The sequence below is a fragment of the Herpetosiphon gulosus genome (assembly GCF_039545135.1).
Taxonomy (GTDB): Bacteria; Chloroflexota; Chloroflexia; order Chloroflexales; family Herpetosiphonaceae; genus Herpetosiphon; species Herpetosiphon gulosus.
This window is the reverse complement of the sequence record NZ_BAABRU010000045.1, coordinates 1-19661: the sequence shown is the minus strand read 5'-3', so window position 1 is coordinate 19661 and position 19661 is coordinate 1. Positions and strand designations below refer to the sequence as shown.

Below are 19661 nucleotides of genomic sequence, written 5' to 3'. Positions count from 1 at the left end.
GCTTGACCTTAGGTGGTGGCAACCCGATCCGCTCGTCGTTGTTCTACGAATGGAACCCCTACTTCGACGAAACGGACTATGTGTTGGCGATGCGCAACGCCTTCATCACTGCTGGCTTCCCGAGTGGAATCGGGATGTTGATTGATACCAGCCGCAACGGCTGGGGTGGTACGGCTCGTCCAACGATGGTGAGCAGCTCGAATTCATTGGAAATCTATGTCAACGATTCGAAGCTGGATCGTCGGCCACATCGTGGTGGCTGGTGTAACCAAGCTGGGGCCGGGATTGGCGAACGGCCAACGGCAGCACCAGTAAGTGGGATTGATGCCTATGTATGGGTCAAGCCTCCAGGCGAATCAGACGGCGTGGCGACGGCAGGGGTGATTGACCCAACCGACCCAGCCAAGCAGTTTGATGCGATGTGTGACCCGAACGCACAAAACCGCTACAACACGGCGTATCCAACCAATGCGTTGGCGGGAGCACCGCACGCAGGACGCTGGTTCTCATCACAATTTGCCATGTTGGTTCGCAACGCCTATCCTGCAATTGCACCGTAGGTTAGTTCCAACGCTGGACTAGCCACGATAGGTAAGCGAATACTTATTCAAGGCGCAACGATCTTAACAATCGTTGCGCCTTGAGCTTTAAGCGGTTTCGGTTGGGCGCTCAGCTTGTTTGGCTGGCTGGATTTGGCGTTTTGTCAGCCAACGCCGTAGCACAGGCAAGCGCAAGAGCAAGAGCAAGCTAATTGCTGCGCCATAGGCCAAGGGTTCGCGCACATCAGCCTTAACTAACCAGACATAATGTAAAATGGCTAAGCCAGCAATCAGATAAACCAATCGATGCAACAAGCGCCAGCGCTTGCCAAGCCGCCGCATCCAGCCTTTTGTTGAAGTGATTGCTAAAGGAATTAGCAACAGCCATGCAACCAAACCGACGATCATATAGCGTTTTTCGCTGATGGCCTCGCTGATAAACTCCCAATCAAAGCCATAATCCCAGCCCACAAAAATCAAGAGGTGGAGGCAAACATAGAAAAATGCATATAAACCCAAAGGTCGGCGTAGCACCGTCACTTGTTTAAAAGGTGTAAAGATTTTGATCGGTGTGCAAGCTAACGATAAGACCAAAATGACCAAGGCCGTTTTTCCAGTGCGTAAGGTCGCCGCCTGAATTGGATTGACCGTCAGTTGATCGGTTAAATAATCGAAGATCAACAACCCAAACGGCACAAGACAACCCACATGGACTAAATAGCGCAGCCAATGATGTTTGATTTGTCTCACCATGCAGCCTACCTTTTAATTAATGATATTGCTATGATTTACCAGTTGCTGCTCAAAGCTGCTTCGCTTCAAACATCAAGCATGCGCTCCTCGCCCGTTTTGGGGTAGTGAGCGATTAATAGTTCGCTTTCAAATCAAGATCTTTGTAGAGTGCAGCAACTTCATCGGCATAGCCATTGAAAGCCAACGTTCGCCGACGACCAGCCTCACCAATGCGGCGTTCGGTGGCTTGCGACCAACGTGGGTGCGCCACATCGGGATTAACATTGGCATAAAACCCATATTCATCAGGCGCTGCGTTCATCCATAAACTGGTTGGTTGCTCGGCCACAAGCTCAATTTTAACGATCGATTTGATGCTTTTGAAGCCATATTTCCATGGAACTGCTAGCCGGAAGGGTGCACCATTTTGAGGCAAAATTGGCTTACCATACACACCAGTTGCCATCAAGGTTAAATCGTGCATGGCTTCGTCGAGCCGTAAGCCCTCAACATACGGCCACGTATAGTAGCTACTGCTTTGTCCAGGCATTTCTTCGGGGCGCATCACCGTTTCAAAGCGCACATATTTGGCAGCGCTGGTTGGCTCAACCTGTTTCAACAAACTTGCAAGACTAAAGCCTGTCCATGGAATCACCATCGACCAGCCTTCGACACAGCGCAACCGATACACCCGTTCTTCTTGGGTAAATTGCTTGAGTAGATCTTCGATGGCAAAGGTTTGGGGTTTGTTGACCAAGCCGCTAACTTCAACCGTCCATGGATTGGTCGTAAAATTCTTCGAAGCCTCGGCAACTGCTTCTTTATTGGTGCTAAATTCATAAAAATTGTTATAATTAATGATCGATTCGTAGGGTGTTTGAACATCAACACCGGCTGGTAGATCACTGGTTTCGCTGGTTTCGCTACCACAGGCGGCTAAAACGGCGGCACTGCCAAACAAAGCCGCTGCGCCTTTGATAAACTGGCGACGTGAGTGGAACAACGCTTCGGGGGTTATCTCCGAGGAAGGAATCTTTTTCATGCTCAGCATCCTTATTAATTAACAACCACTAACCCAACCTACGTCTGGCTAGCCCAAATAGATCCAAGTTGCTGTTGTTAGTATAGCGCTGAGATATTAATAGAGTATTACAACGGGCTTACAGCTTGCGATCAATAACAATCTGTAGAACAGAATTTGGTGGCGATCTAGATGCAATCGCCACCTTTAATCTCGTTATTCTGCCACAATACCTTTGATTGCGTTGGCATGGGCTTCGATGCTAATTTGGCCATCGGCAGCAATTGGTAAACTAGCTCGCAGCTGCGCTTGAACTGTTTGTTGTTGGGTGGTCGTCATCGCGCGAATTTGCGGGCCTACACTGGGTGCACCAGTGACAGTTTTCCAGTAATCGGCAAAATCTACAAAATTACGCCGTACTTTGATTACCGCAGTTTCAACCTTGGTCAGGCCTGCTTGCAGCCAAAGTTCGTGCATGACCGTCAGTTGCGAAGCCTCAACACTGGGTGGGCGTGGCACACTAATGCCTGCATCGATCAAGGCTTGTTGTAACGAAAAATAAGGAAAGCCACCGCCGAGCATATCCCAGGCATAGGCTGAAACGCTGCCGCCTGGGGCAACTACCCGCGCCATCTCGGCCACGCCCTTAGCTGGCTCGGGCACAAAGAAAATCACCAATGGCATTACCGCTGCATGCACACTCTTATCCGCCAGCGGCAAGGCCATGGCATCAGCTTCATGCAGTTCGGCAGGATAGTTTGCCAAGCGTTGACGCGCAAAAGCAATTTGGGCCGCCGATGGATCGACCCCGGTAATCATGCTTGGTTGATGACGTTCAACAACCATTTCGGTGAAAGCCCCGTTGCCACACCCAACATCAAGCCAATTTAAACTAGTTTTGGGGGCAAGCCAATCAAGGAATTTAGCGCCAACCAGCTGACTCCAGATGCCCATATAGCGTTCGTAGGTTGCGCCATCTTCAAAGCGAATTTGAGTATTTGCCATTAATTGCGACCCTTCCACACAATAAATCCGTGCTGGCACTATAGTAGAAGCTCTCGGTTTTTTCAACTTTGAGTAGAGGGGACAAGATATAGGGGCCAGATTTAACGCAGCGGAGCAGAGTAAAATGAGGGATCATGTGTCATGTGTCAGGACTTTGGAATAAAGAGCCTTTGTGCTCTTCGCATTCTTCGTGGTTTCAGCCTTCGTGCCCTTCGTGGATCGAAAACATATGGATGCTTGTCGTGGCCCGCTGGCTATGCTATGCTCTGCCCGATTAAGTTGGATTGAGGAGCAGGATAATGCCGTTGAACGATCAGATTTTGCTTGAAGCGGCCAACCAGCGTGAAAGCGCCCGTTTGTTGCAGTTGCGGCTCGCGGGTTTCGTTGGCCGTGAAGCCGAACAAGCTGCGATTCGCGAATTAATTGACCAAACCCGTGTAACAGGTGGTTATGTGTTGGTCACGGGCGAGGCTGGGGCTGGCAAAAGCAGTCTGATTGCCCAATTAATCGTGAGCGCTGGGCTGGCCCAAACGCCGCAGCATTTTATTGCGCTGACTCCAGGCCGCGCTTATCAACTCGACTTGCTACGGAGTATCGTTGCCCAACTTATGCTTAAACACGATCTGTCGGGCAGCTATTTTCCTGCCGATAGCTACCCGGCCTTGCGCCTCGAATTTGGTCAGTTGTTACAAACCCTCTCGGCCCGTGGCATCAGCGAAACGATCTATCTCGATGGACTTGATCAATTGCAGCCTGAGGTTGATGGAAGCCGCGATCTCAGCTTTTTACCCTTGCAGCTTCCGCCAGGTATCGTGATTGTGCTTGGCTCGCGGCCCAACGAAACGATCGCCAGTTTAGCGCTTGAGCAGGGGCTGGTCTATTCTGTGCCACCCTTGAGCGAGCACAATGCGATTGGTCGTTGGCAGCAAGTACAGCCGATGTTGGAGCCAGCGCTGTTGCATGGTTTAGCCCAATCAGTCAAGGGCAATGCCTTGTTGGTGGAACTAGCGGCCAATTTGCTGCACCAAACTTCGGCAGCCGAATTGCCTGCATTACTCAACCACGCCAGCGCTGATTCAACCAATTTGTTTCGACTGAGCCTTGAGCGGATCGAACACGCCGCACCGAACCAATGGCAACCGCTGCTTCGCCCACTGTTGGCAGTGTTGTTGGTGACCCAAGAACCGCTTCAGACTGCAGTGCTTGCGATGATGCTTGAACAACCCGTTGACGCAATTGCCGAAGCGCTGGCCCTGATGAGCGATTGGGTTAGTGTTGCCGCTGATCAACGTGTGGCCCTGCGTCATTTGTTGTTTCACGATTTTCTGATCGACCACGAATTTGCTGCGGCAGAACGTCGTGCGTGGCATGGTCGGATGGCGCAGTGGTGTGGCATGCAGCTTGAGCAGATTTGGCAAGATAGTGCAGAACCGATCGAACAGGCCCGCCGCTGGTATGCGCGTCAGCATTACATCACCCATTTGGATTGTGCTGAACAATGGGAAGAATTGTGGCGGGTGATCGATCTCGGCGATTATGGGGAATACAAAGTGCGCTTTGAGCCAAGCACCCGCTTGTATGGCTTGGATTTGGATCGTGCCCGCGAAAGTGTGATTGCCGCTAGCCAGAATGTCGAACAGCAGCTTGAATTGTTGCCGCGCTTGTGGCGCTATAGCCTGCTGCGCACCAGCCTTTCTGCCCATGCTGATCGCTGGCGTGATGAGATCTATGTCATGTTGGCAGTTGTTGGGCGTTTACCAGAGGCCTTGGCGCAGATTAATGTTTGCGCTTATCCAGAACGTCAAGTGCTTGCTTGGGCACGAGTGATTAGGTATGCCGAGCAGCATATCCAATTGCAGCTTTTGCAGCGCATCGAGCAGGCGATTCGTTCGATTCGTGATCCTGAAGATCATGCATTTGCTTTGTCGTGTCTTGGTTTGGCCTATGCCGAGGCTGGAATTCCTAATGCTAAATATCCAATCTATCAAGTTATTGATCGGCCTAATGCCACAGTTCAAGGGTTATTGCAGCAGGCAAATACGTTAGCTAGCCAAGGTTTGGATGCGCAAGCGTATTTAATTTTTGATCAAGTATTAACGATAATTTATACCATCAGGCCTCCGCACGAGCAACTGTACCAATTAATGTTGCTTGTTCAGAGCGCCAAGCGTGCTGGTTATGATTCGCTCTGTGAACAAATTATTCAGAGCGTCTATGTTCCGCAAGAAGCTCCTACGTTTAACTCGGCAATTCAGGAGCTTGCTAAAGCCTATGCGGCAAATGGCGATTTTGCGGTTGCCTATCAGGCACTTCAATTGATTAAACAGCCGCGCAGTTTTATCCAAGCGGCCCAGCAAGTGGCGATGATTGCCTGTGAAAAACAAATTCATACCCATACAGCAAATTTGCTACAAGCAGCCCATAAACTAGTCAATCAGCTTGAGGATATTGATGATCACATCTATCTGTTGGGACAACTAGCCATCCCTGCATGGCACGCTGGTTTAATCGAGCTGGCCCAAACGCTGATGGATGAAGCTTTTCATAAACTAATTGGTGTGCAGCACCAATATCCGCCTGTAGCTACTAGACTACTTATTCGGAGTTATCAATCCCAACATGCCTTGGCTGATGCCTTAGCGATCATATCATTCCTCGATAATCCCAAAGCCCATGATTACGTGCTTGGTAACATTATTGAGTGTTATTTAAATGATAATGATCTTACGAATGCCCATCCGCTGCTGAAATTATTTAAAACGCATGAACGGGCATATGTATCTGCCGCTAGTAACCTGTTGATTAAGGCTGGGGCGCAGGGATTAATCGAACTTACTTGGCAGGTCTATTGGGATGTCATGGATATATCTAAAGCGATTAATGATCATGTTAATCATCTTAATTATTTTGTCCACGTTGCCTGTACACTCGCGACTGAGGCTAGCAAACATGGACTAGCTGACCTAACGCCGCGATTATATAGCGAGGCGCTTCAGGCATGTGCCACGGTTGATCATGGTTATACTCGGCTGCGGTATCTCAAGGATTTAGTGCTTGCTCAGATGAAGTATGGTTTGGTTGCGAGTTTTCCCAATTTGTTAGATAGCTTACGGCTAAGTTCTACTCATTTAGATATCAATACTGCATTGAATGAATTCCTTTGCCCAATCGCAGCGGCTTATGCTAAACAAGGGAATCATTCGGCATTTGACGATTGCTTCAATTATGCCCATACCCAATTGAAAAATAGCCCCCAAACTGATCAAAAATCGATTGTGTCGGGCTATCGCACGCTGATTAATAGCTATCGTACACATGCTACTGATTGGATGAATTCAGCATTTTTAGCAGCGGTATTGCCAAGGTTGCAGTCGATCGCCAACACAACGCATTTGGCTAGTGCTAAAAACCTATTGATAAACATCTATTCAGATTATGCGAGTGAAGGGCATGCAGAGTTTCTCGCTCAAGCGTATCAGATGGCGCTGACAATTGAACCGATAGCTGATCGGATTGATGCGCTTAAATCACTTGCCAAAGCCTATGCGATAGTCAAAGATGGGCCGCGTTTACGGGCAATTATTGCTGAGCTAATGGAGCTTGAGTCTGACGATTTAGCAGTTGAGTCGATTGCCTTGGTCTGTGCCAAACAGGGAGACTATACCTATGCCCAAGAATTGCTGGCACTTCAAGTACCATCGCCATGGAAAGATGAAGTTGTATGGTCTTTGATTGACAAATTGATTCAAACCAATCAAGTGACTATGGCCTGTCAATTAATTCCAAACCTAAGTGAATATTACATGCAGGAACGCGAGTTTCAAAAAATCATTGCCTACCATCTTGAGCGTCAACAAGTGGCTGAAATTGGGCAAATTGTTCAGGATGTTTGGCGTAGCTGTACTAACGATGCTACATTATGGGAATTAAGTACAATCATTGTGCCGTTGATTCCCCACTATCCATGGCTTGGCTCTGCCGTGCTCGATAGCATGCCATGGGTTGAACAGCAGTTAGCCCGATTGAATTAAAGAAGGATCTGTATGCAGCCCGATTATTATTTGCGTCGCCCAAGCTTGCCAAGTGAGCTAACCTCAATCGCTCAATTTGAGGCATTGTGGGCTGAAATTGAAGCATCGAATACACCGCTTGATTTGACTGATCTGCTTGACACGCCGCGCTGGCCATTTTTGGCCTACTTGGCTGAACATAAACCAGTGCTCTTTCATGGGTCGGGCAATCCAAGTTTGAGCAAGCTTGTACCACGTCAGGCTAATGATATTGTTGCATTTGGCAATCAGCGGGCGGTTTACGCCGCCTCTGATGGGATTTGGCCGATTTTTTATGCGATTCTGGAGCGTGAACCGCAAGAAGTGTCGTTGTTGAATGCCTGTTTTCGTCAGGTTAAGCCTGATGGCAGTTTTGATGACCCACATTACTTTTTCTCGATTGATGATCAATCTTACAAGCGTCAGCCATGGCGTACTGGCACGATTTACATTCTGCCTCGCCAAGGCTTCATAGCCAAACCAAGCAGCTCCAAACGTGGCATGACCCTACAAATTATGGAGTGGGCCAGTCTGCATGAGGTTGCCCCAATCGCTCGCCTCACGGTTGGCCCCCAAGATTTTCCTTTTTTGAATCAGGTGCGTAGCCATAATCTAGCACAGTTGATCGAATGCGCCAACGCCGACCCTGAAGGCTTTCCATGGCTTAAATCAGGTTATTGATTTGACATAATTTTTATATTAATCTCGATTGAGCAACCGAATTTCACGCTCACGCCGCAACGACCAGGCGCGATTGGTTGCCCGATCAACCACAACCGCATCGTTGGAACGCCCGATAGCATAGCTGCTAGCATCAGGATTGATTGCGACTGTTTCGCGAAATTCGGGTTTGTAAGGTAAGATCTCGCGAACTTCCCAGGTCGTGCCATCGATTAAACTAAGCCGATTGGCATGCCACAGCAGGTCGTTATTGGCCGCCAAGCTAGCCGATTTGAAGCGGATCTCTGTGCCAATGACTGTCGGCCCAACCCAAACTTGTTCGCGCAGCACTTCAAGCGTTGTTCCATCGAATTGAATTAACCCATAAGCATCGGATTGGCTTGCGATGGCTTTAATATTCTGATACCAAATAACCGCGAGGATCGTTCCATTGGCAAGCCACCATGCTTGGCGAACTGCGCCTCGCTCTAGTCTATTTGACATAATTTTAATAAAATTACGATTTGCCTGATCATAATGCCAAAGCTCAAGCTGATTGCTGCGTGCACATAAACCGATGTTTTGTTTGATATTCCAACAAACGACATGATCATTATAATTGCGTAGGATGCCAATTTCAGCCATAATTTGCTCGTCTGTGTCAAGGTGATGGGCTTCGAGCATTTGGCTATAGGGGCTATTTCCTGTTGCTAGCCCACGAATGACGAGCTGCTGTTGTGGATCAAACGCCGTTTCTTTGACGAAGAGCATTGGTCGATAATGCTGCCAAAGCATGTGATTATTGGCTAGATCCCAAATTGCGCCATCGGTAAGGAGTAGCTGTTCGCCCAACCAGCCGATTAAATTGTAGCGCTTGGTGGGCGAGCTATGACTGGGTATCCACAAATCTTCAAGTCGCTCAAAGACTCGTAATTGCCCATTACAATCGATCGCGAGTTGTTGACCATTGGGCGAAAAATGGCAGCGTTGACACTGCCAAGTGCGCAACACTGCTGCTTTGGCCGTGCCTGCAATCGAGCTAATTAAGCCTGTTTGAATATCGCGGCGAACTGAGATTTCAAGCTGTTCGTGACATGTTGCGCAGCTAAAATATTCATCAGCCTGAACATAGCTATGATTGGGATTGGCCGAACCACCAAACCGAACTGTCGGGAGGGCAGCCTCGAAATATGCTCCACATTCAGGGCAGCTAAGCTTAAAGCTGGTCATGATTTTTCCTCGACGGCTTAGCCACGGCTATTCAAGTGCACTTCACGCTCACGTCGCAACGACCAAGCACGGTGGCTGGCGCGATCAACAATGATTAAATCGTTGGGTCTACCGATGGCATAGCTGCTGCCATCAGGGCTAAACGCCACAGTTTCGCGCGGTGTTGGCTGGTAGTTCAAGGTTTCATGCACGTCCCACGTATCTGCATCAAGTAGGCTGATGCGATTGGAGTGCCAGAGGATCTTGCCAGTGGGTAAGGCTGCTGCCTGCCTGAAATAAAGCTGTGAGTTAACCGATTGGGGCCCAACCCAGCGTTGTTCGCGCAATACCTCAAGCGTCGTGCCATCCAATTGTACGAGTCCATACGCATGGCTTTGATAGGGAACTAATCCAACGTCGCGATACCAAGCAACCGCCAATAAACTACCATCAGCTTGCCACCAGGCCTGTTGAATCAGGCCACGCTCAAGAGTTGTGGCGACACTCCGTTGGAAACTCGTAGTAACTGAATCGTAGTGCCACAGCTCGATTACGTTTGAATCGTGCTTGGCGGCAGCCCGTGAAACTTGTGGGCGGGCACAGAAGCTGACCCCACGTTCAACATTCCAGCAAACAACATGATCATTAAGATTGCGCAGATCGCCAATTTCAAGTCGAATTTCTTCATTGGTGCTGAGTTGGTAGGCTTCGAGGATTTGTTTATAGTGTGGTCGGTGTTCGACTGCCACGCCCCGTAGTACCAGCAGTTGCCGAGGATCAAAAGCTGTATCTTTGACGAAGATCATGGGTTGGGTATCTTGCCAAAATATAAGATCGTTGGTTAAATCCCAAATCGCATCATCGGCTACGAGCATTTCCTCGCCCAACCAACCGATCAAGGTATAGATCTCGCGTTTCGGTGAGGTGAGGGTTAAACGCCATTGCTGACCTTGGCGCTGGAAGATCTGAATTTGCCGACCAAATTGAGCCGCTAGTTGCTGACCACTTGGCGAAAAGCGACAGCCGCGACAATCCCACGCTTCAATTGTAGCAATCGCGGCTATGGGTGCAATCTGGCTAGCCAAACCAGTGGCAATTTCACGCCGAACCTGAGCCTCAAGCCATTCGCCACATTCAGGGCAAGCGAATTTCTCTGCGCCTTCAACAAACGTATGATCAGGATTAGCCGAACCAACTGGCTGCGTTTCGATCAGGTTGGGCGTGAATGTTGCCCCACATTCTGGGCAGGTACTACTCAATGTGCTCATCGTCGGCTCCTTGCAGCTACGAACCTAGCTACCCTGCTAGATTAATCTGGCTTGGTTATACCATTGAATCGATTTCAAAACTAGTGGGTCTCATTCGTTAAGCACATACAGGATTAATCATGTTGGTAATGCATAAGGAGGCTAGGATGGCGTTTGGCGATCTGCGGCGGCAGCCGAATTTGGTGCTGATTATCTCCGACCAGCAAAGTGGTAATCCACATTGGCCTGATGGTTGGGCCGATGCCCAGCTGCCAGCAATGCGGCAATTAAAGCAAACAGGCGTAACATTTACCAATGGTCATACGAATGCCTGCACCTGCTCGCCAAGCCGCGCAACCTTGTTCACCGGGCTTTACCCCGCTCATCATGGGGTAACCGAGGTGCTCGAATTCGATAATATGAACGATGTACGCGAGAAAACCGCAACCGGAGTTAAGGAGCGGCGGCAGCAAGGTTTGCGCAGCAACTTGCAAAATCTGGCTAAAATGTTGCGCACAGCAGGCTATCAGGTTGCCTACAAAGGCAAATGGCATCTGACCAAACCAGCCCAATTTAGCACCTCGCTGAATCAGAAATATTGGACAGAGGTTGATCGTGAACATCTGGCCAAGCATTGGGGCTTCGACGCTTGGGGCATGCCCGACGCTGGCGATAACTTAGCGATTGCCAATATGGGTGGTGGCGATACCAACAACGATGGGCGTTTTGTCAGCGGTCATGGCAAGGCTGCTAAATATGGCGAGCTACCTAGCGCTTTTCTAGAATCTGAAAGTGTTTTGAACTGGATTGAGCGCTATGATTCGGAACAACCATTTTGCTTGATTGTGTCGCTGGTCAATCCCCACGATGTCTTGGCCTTTCCTGGTACTGGCACGGCAGCAGTGACGATTGATGGACAACAAGTGCCATTATTTGAGGCAGCAGGCTACAATCGCGCCGCCTTTGCTGATTTGCCGATTGGTTTGCCATCAACTGTGAATGAATCGTTGAGTACCAAGCCCAAAGCCCAAACCGCCTTCCGCCGTTTGAGCAACGCAGGTAATGGCGTGATTGGCCCCAATGATCACGAAGCGCAACTTGGTTATTGCCGCTTTTATGCCTATCTCTGTCGCCATGTCGATCATCAAATTTTGCGCGTGCTGGATGCGCTCAAACACAAAGGTTTGTACGATGATACCGTGATTGTCCGCGTGAGTGATCATGGTGATATGGCGATGGCCCACGGGCGGCAACGCCAAAAAATGTACAACGTCTATCAAGAAACCTTGAATATTCCCTTTGTGATCAGCAATCCCAAGCTTTTTCCGCAGCCCGTGCAAACCAATGCCTTAGCCAGTTTGATCGATTTAATGCCGACGATCGCCACGATTGCCAATGTGCCCGATCGCGAACGCTGGCGGTTTCAAGGCAACGATCTAACACCGATTTTGCATAATCAGCAGCGCGAAGTGCAAGATCATCTGCATTTTACCTATGACGATTTGTATATGTATGTGCCTGGAGCGAATCATATTCGTTGTGTGGTCGAGCAAGTTTGGAAATATGCGGTGTATTATGATCCATTTTCGGGGGCGCAACCAGAGTACGAGCTTTACGATTTAGCAGCTGATCGCGAAGAACGGCATAATTTAGCCTATCCCAGTGTGTTTGCTAAATTGCCACCAACCCGCCAAGCTGAGGTACAAGCGCAACGCGATCGTTTGCATGAAAAACTAACCCACGTGATGGCTAAACATGGCACAACGCCCGATATGATTATTTGGCCCAAACATTCTGGGCCTTCGCCTTTTGCCTCAACCGATCTGCCCAAGCACCCCGACGACCCAAGTTGAAATCCGTCACTCTAGCCTTCTTCCCATCACAATCAAAGAGGGGCTTTCGATTTGCTGGTTAATGTACGCCAATTGGGTAACATATCCCCCTTTCCCGCACAGCAGGAGAGGGGGAACCTCCGTGTCATGAAGGGTGGAATGCCCCTCGCCGGCCGCATTGGGAGAGGGGTTGGGGTGAGTGAACAGCAATTATCCTTATACCCTTGTGAGCTAGAGGTGAGGGCATGATTATCCAATTAAAGCTGGTTTATTGCACCGCAGCATAAACGTTAATCCGGCCACACGACCAGTATGTACCAGTACCTGCGATTGGATCGGCGGTGGCGCAAATGCGATCGCGAATTTGGACGTTGGTGCGGTTTTGCGAGGCCAATAAGCCAGCCAAGCCCGAAACATGGGCGGTTGCGGTTGAGGTTCCGCTGATGGTGCTATAACCACCATTCAGCCATGTTGAATAAATGCTTGCGCCTGGAGCCGCCACTTTGACCCATGTGCCATAGCCCGATGAAGGCGTTTTAATATCGGTTTTGCCGCTGGCCGCTACGGGGAAACAGTTGGGGTAGGCCGCTGGATAGGTTGGTGTGCCCGAGTTGCTGCCGCCAACTGCGCAGGTCAGGAAGGCACCTTTGTTCCAAGCATAATTAACTGCGTTTTGCAAGGTGGTTGAGGCGCTGCCACCCAAGCCTAAGTTGATGACTTTGGCTCCGTTGTTGGCGGCAAAGGTAATGCCCTGCGCCACGGCGGCCAATGTGCCACTACCATTATTGTTGAACACCCGAATTGGCATCAAGCGGCACTTGGGGCATAAACCCGCGCCACCAGTGCTATTGTTGGTTTCGGCAGCGGCTGTGCCAGCCAAGTGTGTGCCATGACCGTTGCCATCCGTGGCGTTGGTGTCGTTATCAACAAAATCGTAGCCAGCCACAATTTTGGCATCGAGATCAGGGTGATTGGTTTGGATGCCAGTGTCTACAATCGCAATAATCACGGTGGGGCTGCCTTGGGTAATGTTCCAGCCATCATAGGCTTTGATCACTCCCCAAGCCCATTGCTGGCCCAAACCTGGGTCATTCGGCGTATATAGCGGAGCATAAATGTAGTTTGGCTCAACATATTCAATTGCTGGATTGTTTTTTAGCTCGGCCAGCACTCGTTCAGTTTGCTCTGGAGTAGCGTTTTGTTTGAGCGCAGCAAATTCAATTAACTCAAGATCAAGACTATCGAGGTGTTGAAGTTGATCGGCTCCGAGGTTTTTGAGGGTATTGCTGCGTGCAGATTTACTCAATCCAGGCTTGAATTTGATCAAATATTGACCTGCAACCGCAGGCGCTTCGGCCTCGGCCAAATGTTCGGGTGTTTTTTCTTTCAAACGAGTCTGCCCAGCAGTGTTCGTAGGGCTAGCCAAACTAAGCAAACAGCCAACAACCAACGTACTTAGCCATAGACGCTTCAAGCGAGCCTCCTCAACAAATGGTTGCAACAAACAGTTATCCAGTACGCTTCCAACATGGCGGTCGTACCTACACCTGAGCAACAATGTTGACCACAACGCGGTGAGGCCATGAGAATTGCAGTTTGCCTCCTTCTAAATTAAATGATCAATCGATAGCCCTATACTAGCCGATTTTGCTTAATTTGTAAAAAAATTTAATAATTAGCCAAATTTTAGCCCAATAATTGATAATTTGCTCCGCATAATGCTGGCAACAACTGACAAGTTTTGTCATAGCTTGGGGGTGGTTTATAGCTATAGTAGCGCTGTAGCTGAAACACATTGCAATCAAGGAGCGAAATCAATGCCAAGCCGTTATAATCGTTTAGTTTGTGGATTATTGTTGGGTTTTGTGCTCAGTGCCTGTGGTGGGAGCGAGCCGCAGCAAGCGAATCCAACGCCTGTGGCGCAACGTGAGCAAACTGCCGAGCCTGAAGCAGCCAATTCAGCCCCAGCCACTGACAACCAAGCCAGCGACTTGATCGATCAACTGACTGATCCGCAAAAAACGGCTGAAAAACTCAAAACTTTGCAAAGCTATCGTTTGCGGACAACAACCAAAATTAACACCAAAAACACCGAATCGTCGAATGAATCGATCAGCGAAACTTTAGAAGAACGGATCAATCAACCCTTGGCGGTGCATCTTGAAGTGAAAACCAATACACCTGATCCAACCAATAGCACTTGGCTGATCGATGGTTCGGTTTATCAAGTGCAGGATACTGGCACTGAGCAAATTTGTAATGCCACGATGCTCAACGATCAAATGATGGAGCAGACCTTTGATATGGCACGTTCTTTCAATGGTGGGATGTTGAACGCCTTGGCAGCTTCGTTTGAGCCGAAGTTGGTTGCCGAGGCCGAGAGCATCAACGGCATGACGGCGGCTCATTATCAAGTTGAGAGCGATATGGCTGGCATGATCATCAAAGGCGATTTTTGGCTTACGCCTGAAGGCATCTTGATCAAATCCACTTCGAGTATGGATATCTCGTCTGAAGGCAACAGCATAATCACTGAAACCACAATTGAGCTTGATCAGATCGATCAAATTGCCCCATTTGCTGTGCCAGCAAGCTGTACTCAAGTGAATGATACAGTGATGGGCGGCTTGCCAAAACTAGATGATGCCCAAAATTTGCTGATGGACGAGAGCTTGATGAGCTATAGCACAAGTATGCCAATCGCCGATGTCGTCGCTTTCTATAAAACAGAGCTTGCTAACCAAGGCTATACGGTGAGCAGCATCTATGAAAATGCTGAAGGGACAATGCTACAAGCAGTGAACGATAGCCATACCTTTAATCTTACGATTGGGGCGGCGATGAATGGCTTGACGGGAGTATTGATTCAAACGCAATAATCTGACTCGATCTCCCAGTCCTTGACCCCTTGCTGAGTTAGAGCAAGGGGTTTTTGTTTTATCCTAGATTAATTGGGTGGCGTTCGCTAACGTTCCAGCTCTAGCCTGCGATCCTGCTTTTCCAGCCAGCTTAACATTGCTTGGTTTGTTTCTGCTGGCTTTTCTTGTTGAATCCAATGACCACAATCCAGATTAACCACTTCTACGTTGGGCACAAATGCTGTTAGGGTTGCAGACTTTTGAACTGGATCACGGTCGCCATACATCATGAGGGTCGGCTGGTGGATAATTGGGTTGACCGCTGCCAACAAGTGCCAGTTGCGGTCAAGATTTCGATACCAATTGAGACCACCCGTAAAGCCAGACGATTCGAATGCCGAGACAAAAACGGCTAGATCGTTATCGCTCATAATGGGTTCGCCGAGTGGTGTTTCGGCTCTGGCAAGATTGATCAGTGGCATACCTGGCTGTGGCTCGCTAGGTGGGACATTCTTCCGATACATGTTACGCAGGAACTGCAATCGATTGGCTTCGAAGATAGCATCTGCGACCCCTGGTTGGCGATTGAAGTGGACAAAATAGGAATCGCTGCCCATCATCGCTTCCATGACCTCGATCCATGGTTTTTCTCCCCGTTCAATGTAAGGCACGCTCAAGTTAATCAGCTTATTGACCCGGGCGGGATGCAACAACGTCAAGCCCCAAACCACCATTGCCCCCCAATCGTGGCCAATAAAGGTGGCATCGGCATATCCATAGTGATCGAGCAGGGCGATCAGATCGCCCGACAAATGCTCAATATCGTAGGCGGTTACAGCGGTTGGACGTGATGAGTTGCCATAACCACGTTGGTTTGGCACGATGACATGATAGCCTGCTGTGGCAAGTGCGGCCATTTGATAGCGCCAGGAAAAGGCATGCTCAGGCCAACCATGACATAGAACAATCGGTTTTCTGCCTTGGCGTTGGCCTGCTTCAAAAACTTCAAGTTCCACGCCATTAACGGAAATGAGGGTCGGTTTAGGAAAATCGTTTGGATTAACCATTGCATTTACTCCTTATGATGTCCTTAATTCGCTCGGCAGGTATGTGGTAACTATCAAACCCTTCTATGCCTAACATCGGGAGTATAATGAGTAAAAGGTGACATAATAATGTCATCATTCCAAAATCATCGAGCAAAAAAGCGAGTAATAATGGATAAAGTGGAGCGCCTGATTGCAATTATCATGATCTTGCTCAAAAAAGAGCTTGTTTCGGCAAAGGAATTTTCACGGCTCTTCAATGTTTCCAAAAGAACCATCCTGCGCGATATGGAAACCTTGAGTTTAGCCAATATCCCGATCTATGCGGTTCAGGGGGTCAAAGGCGGCTATGGCATTATGGAAGAATATAAGGTTGATAAACGGCTTTTAACCAGCGCTGATTTACAAAATATATTAACTGCGCTTGGCGGCTTGGAACAAATCTTCCTGACTGAAGAAGTTGCAAGAACAATTAAAAAAATCGAGGCAATGGTTGGGCAATTGGCGCTGAATCGTTCGATCCACCTGTCGTTCTATGCTTGGGAAGGTCGGTCTGAACTGCTTGAAACCTTAAAAACATGTCAAGAATCGATTTTAAAGCAAAGACTGATCTCGTTTGCTTATACCGATAAAGACGGGGCAGTAACCCAGCGCATGGTCGAGGCCTATGCACTTCATTTTAGCGAATCGAGTTGGTATTTGCGGGGCTTCTGTTTAGATCGCCAGGCATATCGAAGTTTTAAATTATCGCGGATCGATCGGATTGTGCTGGGAGCACGGGGGTTTCAGCCTCGCGACGATTGGTCAGAGCAAGGCTACGAAGCGTGTTATCTCCCACAATTTGTCACAATTAAGGCATGGATAGCGCCGAGCATTAGAGATCAAATCATCGAACGTTATGGGCGAAGTAAGCTTGAAGCCCATGGGTCGGAATTGTTATTAGCAACCATGGAAATTCCTCACAATCGGCAGGGATTTCAATTTTTAGCAAGTTTTGGCACGCAACTCAAAGTTATTGAACCCCAAACCTATGTTGAAGAATTTCGACAGTATCTAGCTCAAATGCTCGAGCAGTATTCCTAATAATTCGTTGTTAGTGTCAACAACTCATTGACCAGATATCTGCAACATTTGGCTATGGAGCAAGCCCGAAAACATCATGAGGTGATTGCGATTGTGCTCTGTATCGCTTCGTGGATCAGATTATGGGTGCGTGGAATATACAGAGCACAATCGTTATTTGACATAAATATTACGAATGTTTTTGTAGTGTTGAATCAGCTATGCCGCAACAACCGTTCTTCAATCATTACTATTCATAGCGATTCTTCATGGCGCGTTCAATTTGGCGTTTAGCATCACGATCGGCGATCGAATCACGTTTATCGTAGAGCTTTTTACCTTGCGCCAAACCTAGCTCAACTTTGGCTAAGCGGCCACGCAGATAAATTCTTAAAGGCACTAAAGTTAAACCTTTGGTCGCCAATTTTTGGTGCAGCTTCAAAATTTCGCGGCGGTGCAATAACAGCTTGCGCGGGCGCATTGGCTCATGGTTAAACAATTCCCCAGTTTCGGCATAGGGTGCAATATGGGCATCGTAGAGCCAAATTTCGCCATTTTGCACCCGTGCATACGAGCCACGTAACTGCACTTGGCCGCGCCGAATTGACTTAATTTCGGTGCCGCGTAAGACGATGCCCGCCTCATAGGTCTCTTGAATAAAATAATCATGGCGAGCTTTGCGATTATCGCCCATGACCTCGATTGAATCTTTACTCTCTTTAGCCACGCTTCGTTCCTCCAAAAATACCAAATTGGGTAGGACAGCCTGCCCTACCCTAGAGCGATCTGTGGGTGTGGGTTATTTCTTTTTTTCGCTGGGCAAAAAGCGCGTCAAGTTGGTGCCGCACTCGGGGCATTTGCCCTTGGCTGCCCGTCGCCCATTCTCCATCTGAATTACTTCAGCATTGTCCACGGTGCGTTTTTGCTTGCATTTGACACAGTACGCTTCAACCGTCATCGGTTGTACCTCCTAGCAACTAAGGAACGAATTGAGCGTTACTATATCACGAACAATGCCAGTACACTAGCCAAAAGGCATCCCTACTACGGGTGATTTAAGGCTTGTTTAGGCACTAAAAAGGCTTGGGCTACCTTGCGGGCAGCTTCAGCGAAGCTACTACCACCATTAGCATACAACACCGAGCGCGAAACATTGATAATGGCCTGATCGCCTGCCGCTGCCTGCACTTCCTCAATAGCGCCGCCTTGGCTGCCAACCCCAGGCACCAACAATGGCAACTGTGGGTAACGCTGATGAATTGTAGCAATTTCAGCGGGATAGGTTGCTCCAACCACTAGCCCACAATTGTGGTTACTATTCCAACGTTCAGCCACTAATTCGGCAATTTTTAAAAAGAGTGGTTCGCCGTTAGCTAACATTAGATTTTGCACATCATCGCCACCAGGGTTAGATGTGCGACATAAAATGAAACAGGCTTTATCGGCTCGCTCCAAAAATGGTTGCAGCGAATCGTAGCCCATATACGGGCTAAGCGTAATCGCATCAACGCCTAGCTCATCGAATGCTGCACTGGCATAAGCTTGGGCGGTTGAGCCAATATCACCACGTTTGGCATCAAGCAAGACTGGAATATGGCTAGGAATGCTGGCGATGGTTTGTTTTAACGCTTGCCAGCCAGCACTGCCCAAGGCTTCGTAAAAGGCAATATTTGGTTTATAAGCACAAACTAAATCGCTGGTTGCATCAATAATTGCTTGGTTGAACTGGACAATTCCAGCGGCATCACGGGGTAAATGTTCCGGCAAACGCGCCAAATCGGGGTCAAGCCCAATACACAAGGTTGAACGATTACTGATCGCTGCCGCACGGAATTTTTGCATAAACATGGGTTTGCTCCCACTAAATTGCTGCCCGTGCCTTATGATACTCGGATTTTAGCAAAACTTCGCAACGCTTAGATTGAATTGAGGCTCACGGATTGCCAATTCGATCCAAGCGTTGCAGTCCTTTTTTTGATGCAGCTTTTGAGTATATCGAAATCATTGATTATCGCTAGCAGCTCGATTCAACCCTGAACTAGCAAAACTGGATAGATTGCAACGTTAGCCGCTTATTCTGGCGAGCCATGAGCTACTATTGGTAAAAACATAACTTTCTGGATCAAGCGTTCCTGTTGTACATCGATGCTTAGCTGTGATCCTCCCTCGGTGGCGATAATATGCAGGCCTGAGGTTGTCGTAATCGGAATCGTAATTCTTGTCTGACAATAATTGGCGTAGCATCCGAGTTGCCCGATTGCCTGCCCGTCAAATTGATGTGGTCACGATTTAATGGATAATTATCTTATCCGCTCCACGCCGCTTCAATCATCGCGGGCGTTTGGTAGGCTAAGCTCGAATGTAGCCGTTGGCGATTATAAAAAATTTCGATGTATTCGAA

The 19661-nt window shown here is 48.6% G+C and carries 16 protein-coding genes; 6 read left to right on the top strand and 10 right to left on the bottom strand.

The window, feature by feature from the left end:
- Positions 1–560 (top strand): glycoside hydrolase family 6 protein (locus tag ABEB26_RS25550; RefSeq protein ID WP_345724920.1); only part of this gene is annotated, 560 nt, incomplete at its 5' end.
- 87 nt (positions 561–647) lie between these two features.
- Here the strand turns inward: ABEB26_RS25550 and ABEB26_RS25545 are convergent.
- From ABEB26_RS25545 to ABEB26_RS25535, 3 genes are all read right to left on the bottom strand, one after another.
- Entirely contained in the window at positions 648–1292 is a 645-nt protein-coding gene (locus tag ABEB26_RS25545) for a protein-methionine-sulfoxide reductase heme-binding subunit MsrQ (protein WP_345724919.1), read from the bottom strand.
- 112 nt (positions 1293–1404) lie between these two features.
- On the bottom strand, positions 1405–2313 hold the full coding sequence (msrP, locus tag ABEB26_RS25540; protein WP_345724918.1) for a protein-methionine-sulfoxide reductase catalytic subunit MsrP: 909 nt from the start codon (positions 2311–2313) through the stop codon (positions 1405–1407).
- 195 nt (positions 2314–2508) lie between these two features.
- Positions 2509–3297 (bottom strand): class I SAM-dependent methyltransferase, encoded by a 789-nt coding sequence (locus ABEB26_RS25535; RefSeq protein WP_345724917.1) that lies wholly within the window; start codon positions 3295–3297, stop codon positions 2509–2511.
- A 299-nt stretch (positions 3298–3596) separates the two neighbouring features.
- Between ABEB26_RS25535 and ABEB26_RS25530 the strand changes: the two genes are divergently transcribed.
- On the top strand, positions 3597–7328 hold the full coding sequence (locus ABEB26_RS25530) for an ATP-binding protein (RefSeq protein WP_345724916.1): 3732 nt from the start codon (positions 3597–3599) through the stop codon (positions 7326–7328).
- 12 nt (positions 7329–7340) lie between these two features.
- Positions 7341–8027 (top strand): hypothetical protein, encoded by a 687-nt coding sequence (locus tag ABEB26_RS25525; protein WP_345724915.1) that lies wholly within the window; start codon positions 7341–7343, stop codon positions 8025–8027.
- A gap of 18 nt (positions 8028–8045) precedes the next feature.
- Here ABEB26_RS25525 and ABEB26_RS25520 read toward each other — a convergent pair whose 3' ends face one another.
- Both ABEB26_RS25520 and ABEB26_RS25515 read right to left on the bottom strand, forming a co-directional pair.
- Positions 8046–9236 carry a hypothetical protein gene (locus tag ABEB26_RS25520; RefSeq protein WP_345724914.1) on the bottom strand — a complete coding sequence of 397 codons (1191 nt, stop codon included), beginning with the start codon at positions 9234–9236 and terminating at the stop codon, positions 8046–8048.
- Positions 9237–9253: 17 nt separating this feature from the next.
- Positions 9254–10483: a hypothetical protein gene (locus ABEB26_RS25515; protein ID WP_345724913.1), complete on the bottom strand. Its 1230-nt coding sequence runs from the start codon at positions 10481–10483 to the stop codon at positions 9254–9256.
- 146 nt (positions 10484–10629) lie between these two features.
- Between ABEB26_RS25515 and ABEB26_RS25510 the strand changes: the two genes are divergently transcribed.
- Positions 10630–12315, top strand: a complete 1686-nt coding sequence (locus tag ABEB26_RS25510; RefSeq protein WP_345724912.1) for a sulfatase family protein — start codon at positions 10630–10632, stop codon at positions 12313–12315.
- A gap of 247 nt (positions 12316–12562) precedes the next feature.
- Here ABEB26_RS25510 and ABEB26_RS25505 read toward each other — a convergent pair whose 3' ends face one another.
- Positions 12563–13768, bottom strand: coding sequence for a peptidase S8 (locus tag ABEB26_RS25505; RefSeq protein ID WP_345724911.1), 1206 nt, complete (start codon positions 13766–13768; stop codon positions 12563–12565).
- A 343-nt stretch (positions 13769–14111) separates the two neighbouring features.
- Between ABEB26_RS25505 and ABEB26_RS25500 the strand changes: the two genes are divergently transcribed.
- Complete coding sequence (locus ABEB26_RS25500; protein WP_345724910.1) at positions 14112–15173, top strand: hypothetical protein; 1062 nt, start codon at positions 14112–14114, stop codon at positions 15171–15173.
- 86 nt (positions 15174–15259) lie between these two features.
- Here the strand turns inward: ABEB26_RS25500 and ABEB26_RS25495 are convergent, their stop codons facing one another.
- A complete protein-coding gene (locus ABEB26_RS25495) occupies positions 15260–16219 on the bottom strand; it encodes an alpha/beta fold hydrolase (RefSeq protein WP_345724909.1) in 960 nt (319 codons plus the stop codon).
- A 150-nt stretch (positions 16220–16369) separates the two neighbouring features.
- On the opposite strand from ABEB26_RS25495, the gene ABEB26_RS25490 reads away from it, so the two are divergent.
- Positions 16370–17281, top strand: a complete 912-nt coding sequence (locus tag ABEB26_RS25490) for a helix-turn-helix transcriptional regulator (RefSeq protein ID WP_345724908.1) — start codon at positions 16370–16372, stop codon at positions 17279–17281.
- A gap of 229 nt (positions 17282–17510) precedes the next feature.
- Here ABEB26_RS25490 and smpB read toward each other — a convergent pair whose 3' ends face one another.
- The 3 genes from smpB to pyrF form a co-directional block, all read right to left on the bottom strand.
- The gene (gene smpB / locus ABEB26_RS25485) at positions 17511–17987 is read right to left on the bottom strand and encodes an SsrA-binding protein SmpB (protein WP_345724907.1); all 477 of its coding nucleotides are present in this window, start codon (positions 17985–17987) and stop codon (positions 17511–17513) included.
- Positions 17988–18059: 72 nt separating this feature from the next.
- Positions 18060–18218: a DUF5679 domain-containing protein gene (locus ABEB26_RS25480; protein ID WP_041304264.1), complete on the bottom strand. Its 159-nt coding sequence runs from the start codon at positions 18216–18218 to the stop codon at positions 18060–18062.
- Positions 18219–18304: 86 nt separating this feature from the next.
- Positions 18305–19108 (bottom strand): orotidine-5'-phosphate decarboxylase, encoded by an 804-nt coding sequence (gene pyrF, locus ABEB26_RS25475; RefSeq protein WP_345724906.1) that lies wholly within the window; start codon positions 19106–19108, stop codon positions 18305–18307.
- Positions 19109–19661 lie beyond the last annotated feature (553 nt).

Bases quoted from the DNA above. Each gene is read 5' to 3' on its own strand.
- ABEB26_RS25545 (WP_345724919.1), bottom strand. From the start codon at position 1,292: ATGGTGAGACAAATCAAACATCATTGGCTGCGCTATTTAGTCCATGTG.
- msrP (WP_345724918.1), bottom strand. From the start codon at position 2,313: ATGAAAAAGATTCCTTCCTCGGAGATAACCCCCGAAGCGTTGTTCCAC.
- ABEB26_RS25535 (WP_345724917.1), bottom strand. From the start codon at position 3,297: ATGGCAAATACTCAAATTCGCTTTGAAGATGGCGCAACCTACGAACGC.
- ABEB26_RS25530 (WP_345724916.1), top strand. From the start codon at position 3,597: ATGCCGTTGAACGATCAGATTTTGCTTGAAGCGGCCAACCAGCGTGAA.
- ABEB26_RS25525 (WP_345724915.1), top strand. From the start codon at position 7,341: ATGCAGCCCGATTATTATTTGCGTCGCCCAAGCTTGCCAAGTGAGCTA.
- ABEB26_RS25520 (WP_345724914.1), bottom strand. From the start codon at position 9,236: ATGACCAGCTTTAAGCTTAGCTGCCCTGAATGTGGAGCATATTTCGAG.
- ABEB26_RS25515 (WP_345724913.1), bottom strand. From the start codon at position 10,483: ATGAGCACATTGAGTAGTACCTGCCCAGAATGTGGGGCAACATTCACG.
- ABEB26_RS25510 (WP_345724912.1), top strand. From the start codon at position 10,630: ATGGCGTTTGGCGATCTGCGGCGGCAGCCGAATTTGGTGCTGATTATC.
- ABEB26_RS25500 (WP_345724910.1), top strand. From the start codon at position 14,112: ATGCCAAGCCGTTATAATCGTTTAGTTTGTGGATTATTGTTGGGTTTT.
- ABEB26_RS25495 (WP_345724909.1), bottom strand. From the start codon at position 16,219: ATGGTTAATCCAAACGATTTTCCTAAACCGACCCTCATTTCCGTTAAT.
- ABEB26_RS25490 (WP_345724908.1), top strand. From the start codon at position 16,370: ATGGATAAAGTGGAGCGCCTGATTGCAATTATCATGATCTTGCTCAAA.
- ABEB26_RS25480 (WP_041304264.1), bottom strand. From the start codon at position 18,218: ATGACGGTTGAAGCGTACTGTGTCAAATGCAAGCAAAAACGCACCGTG.
- pyrF (WP_345724906.1), bottom strand. From the start codon at position 19,108: ATGTTTATGCAAAAATTCCGTGCGGCAGCGATCAGTAATCGTTCAACC.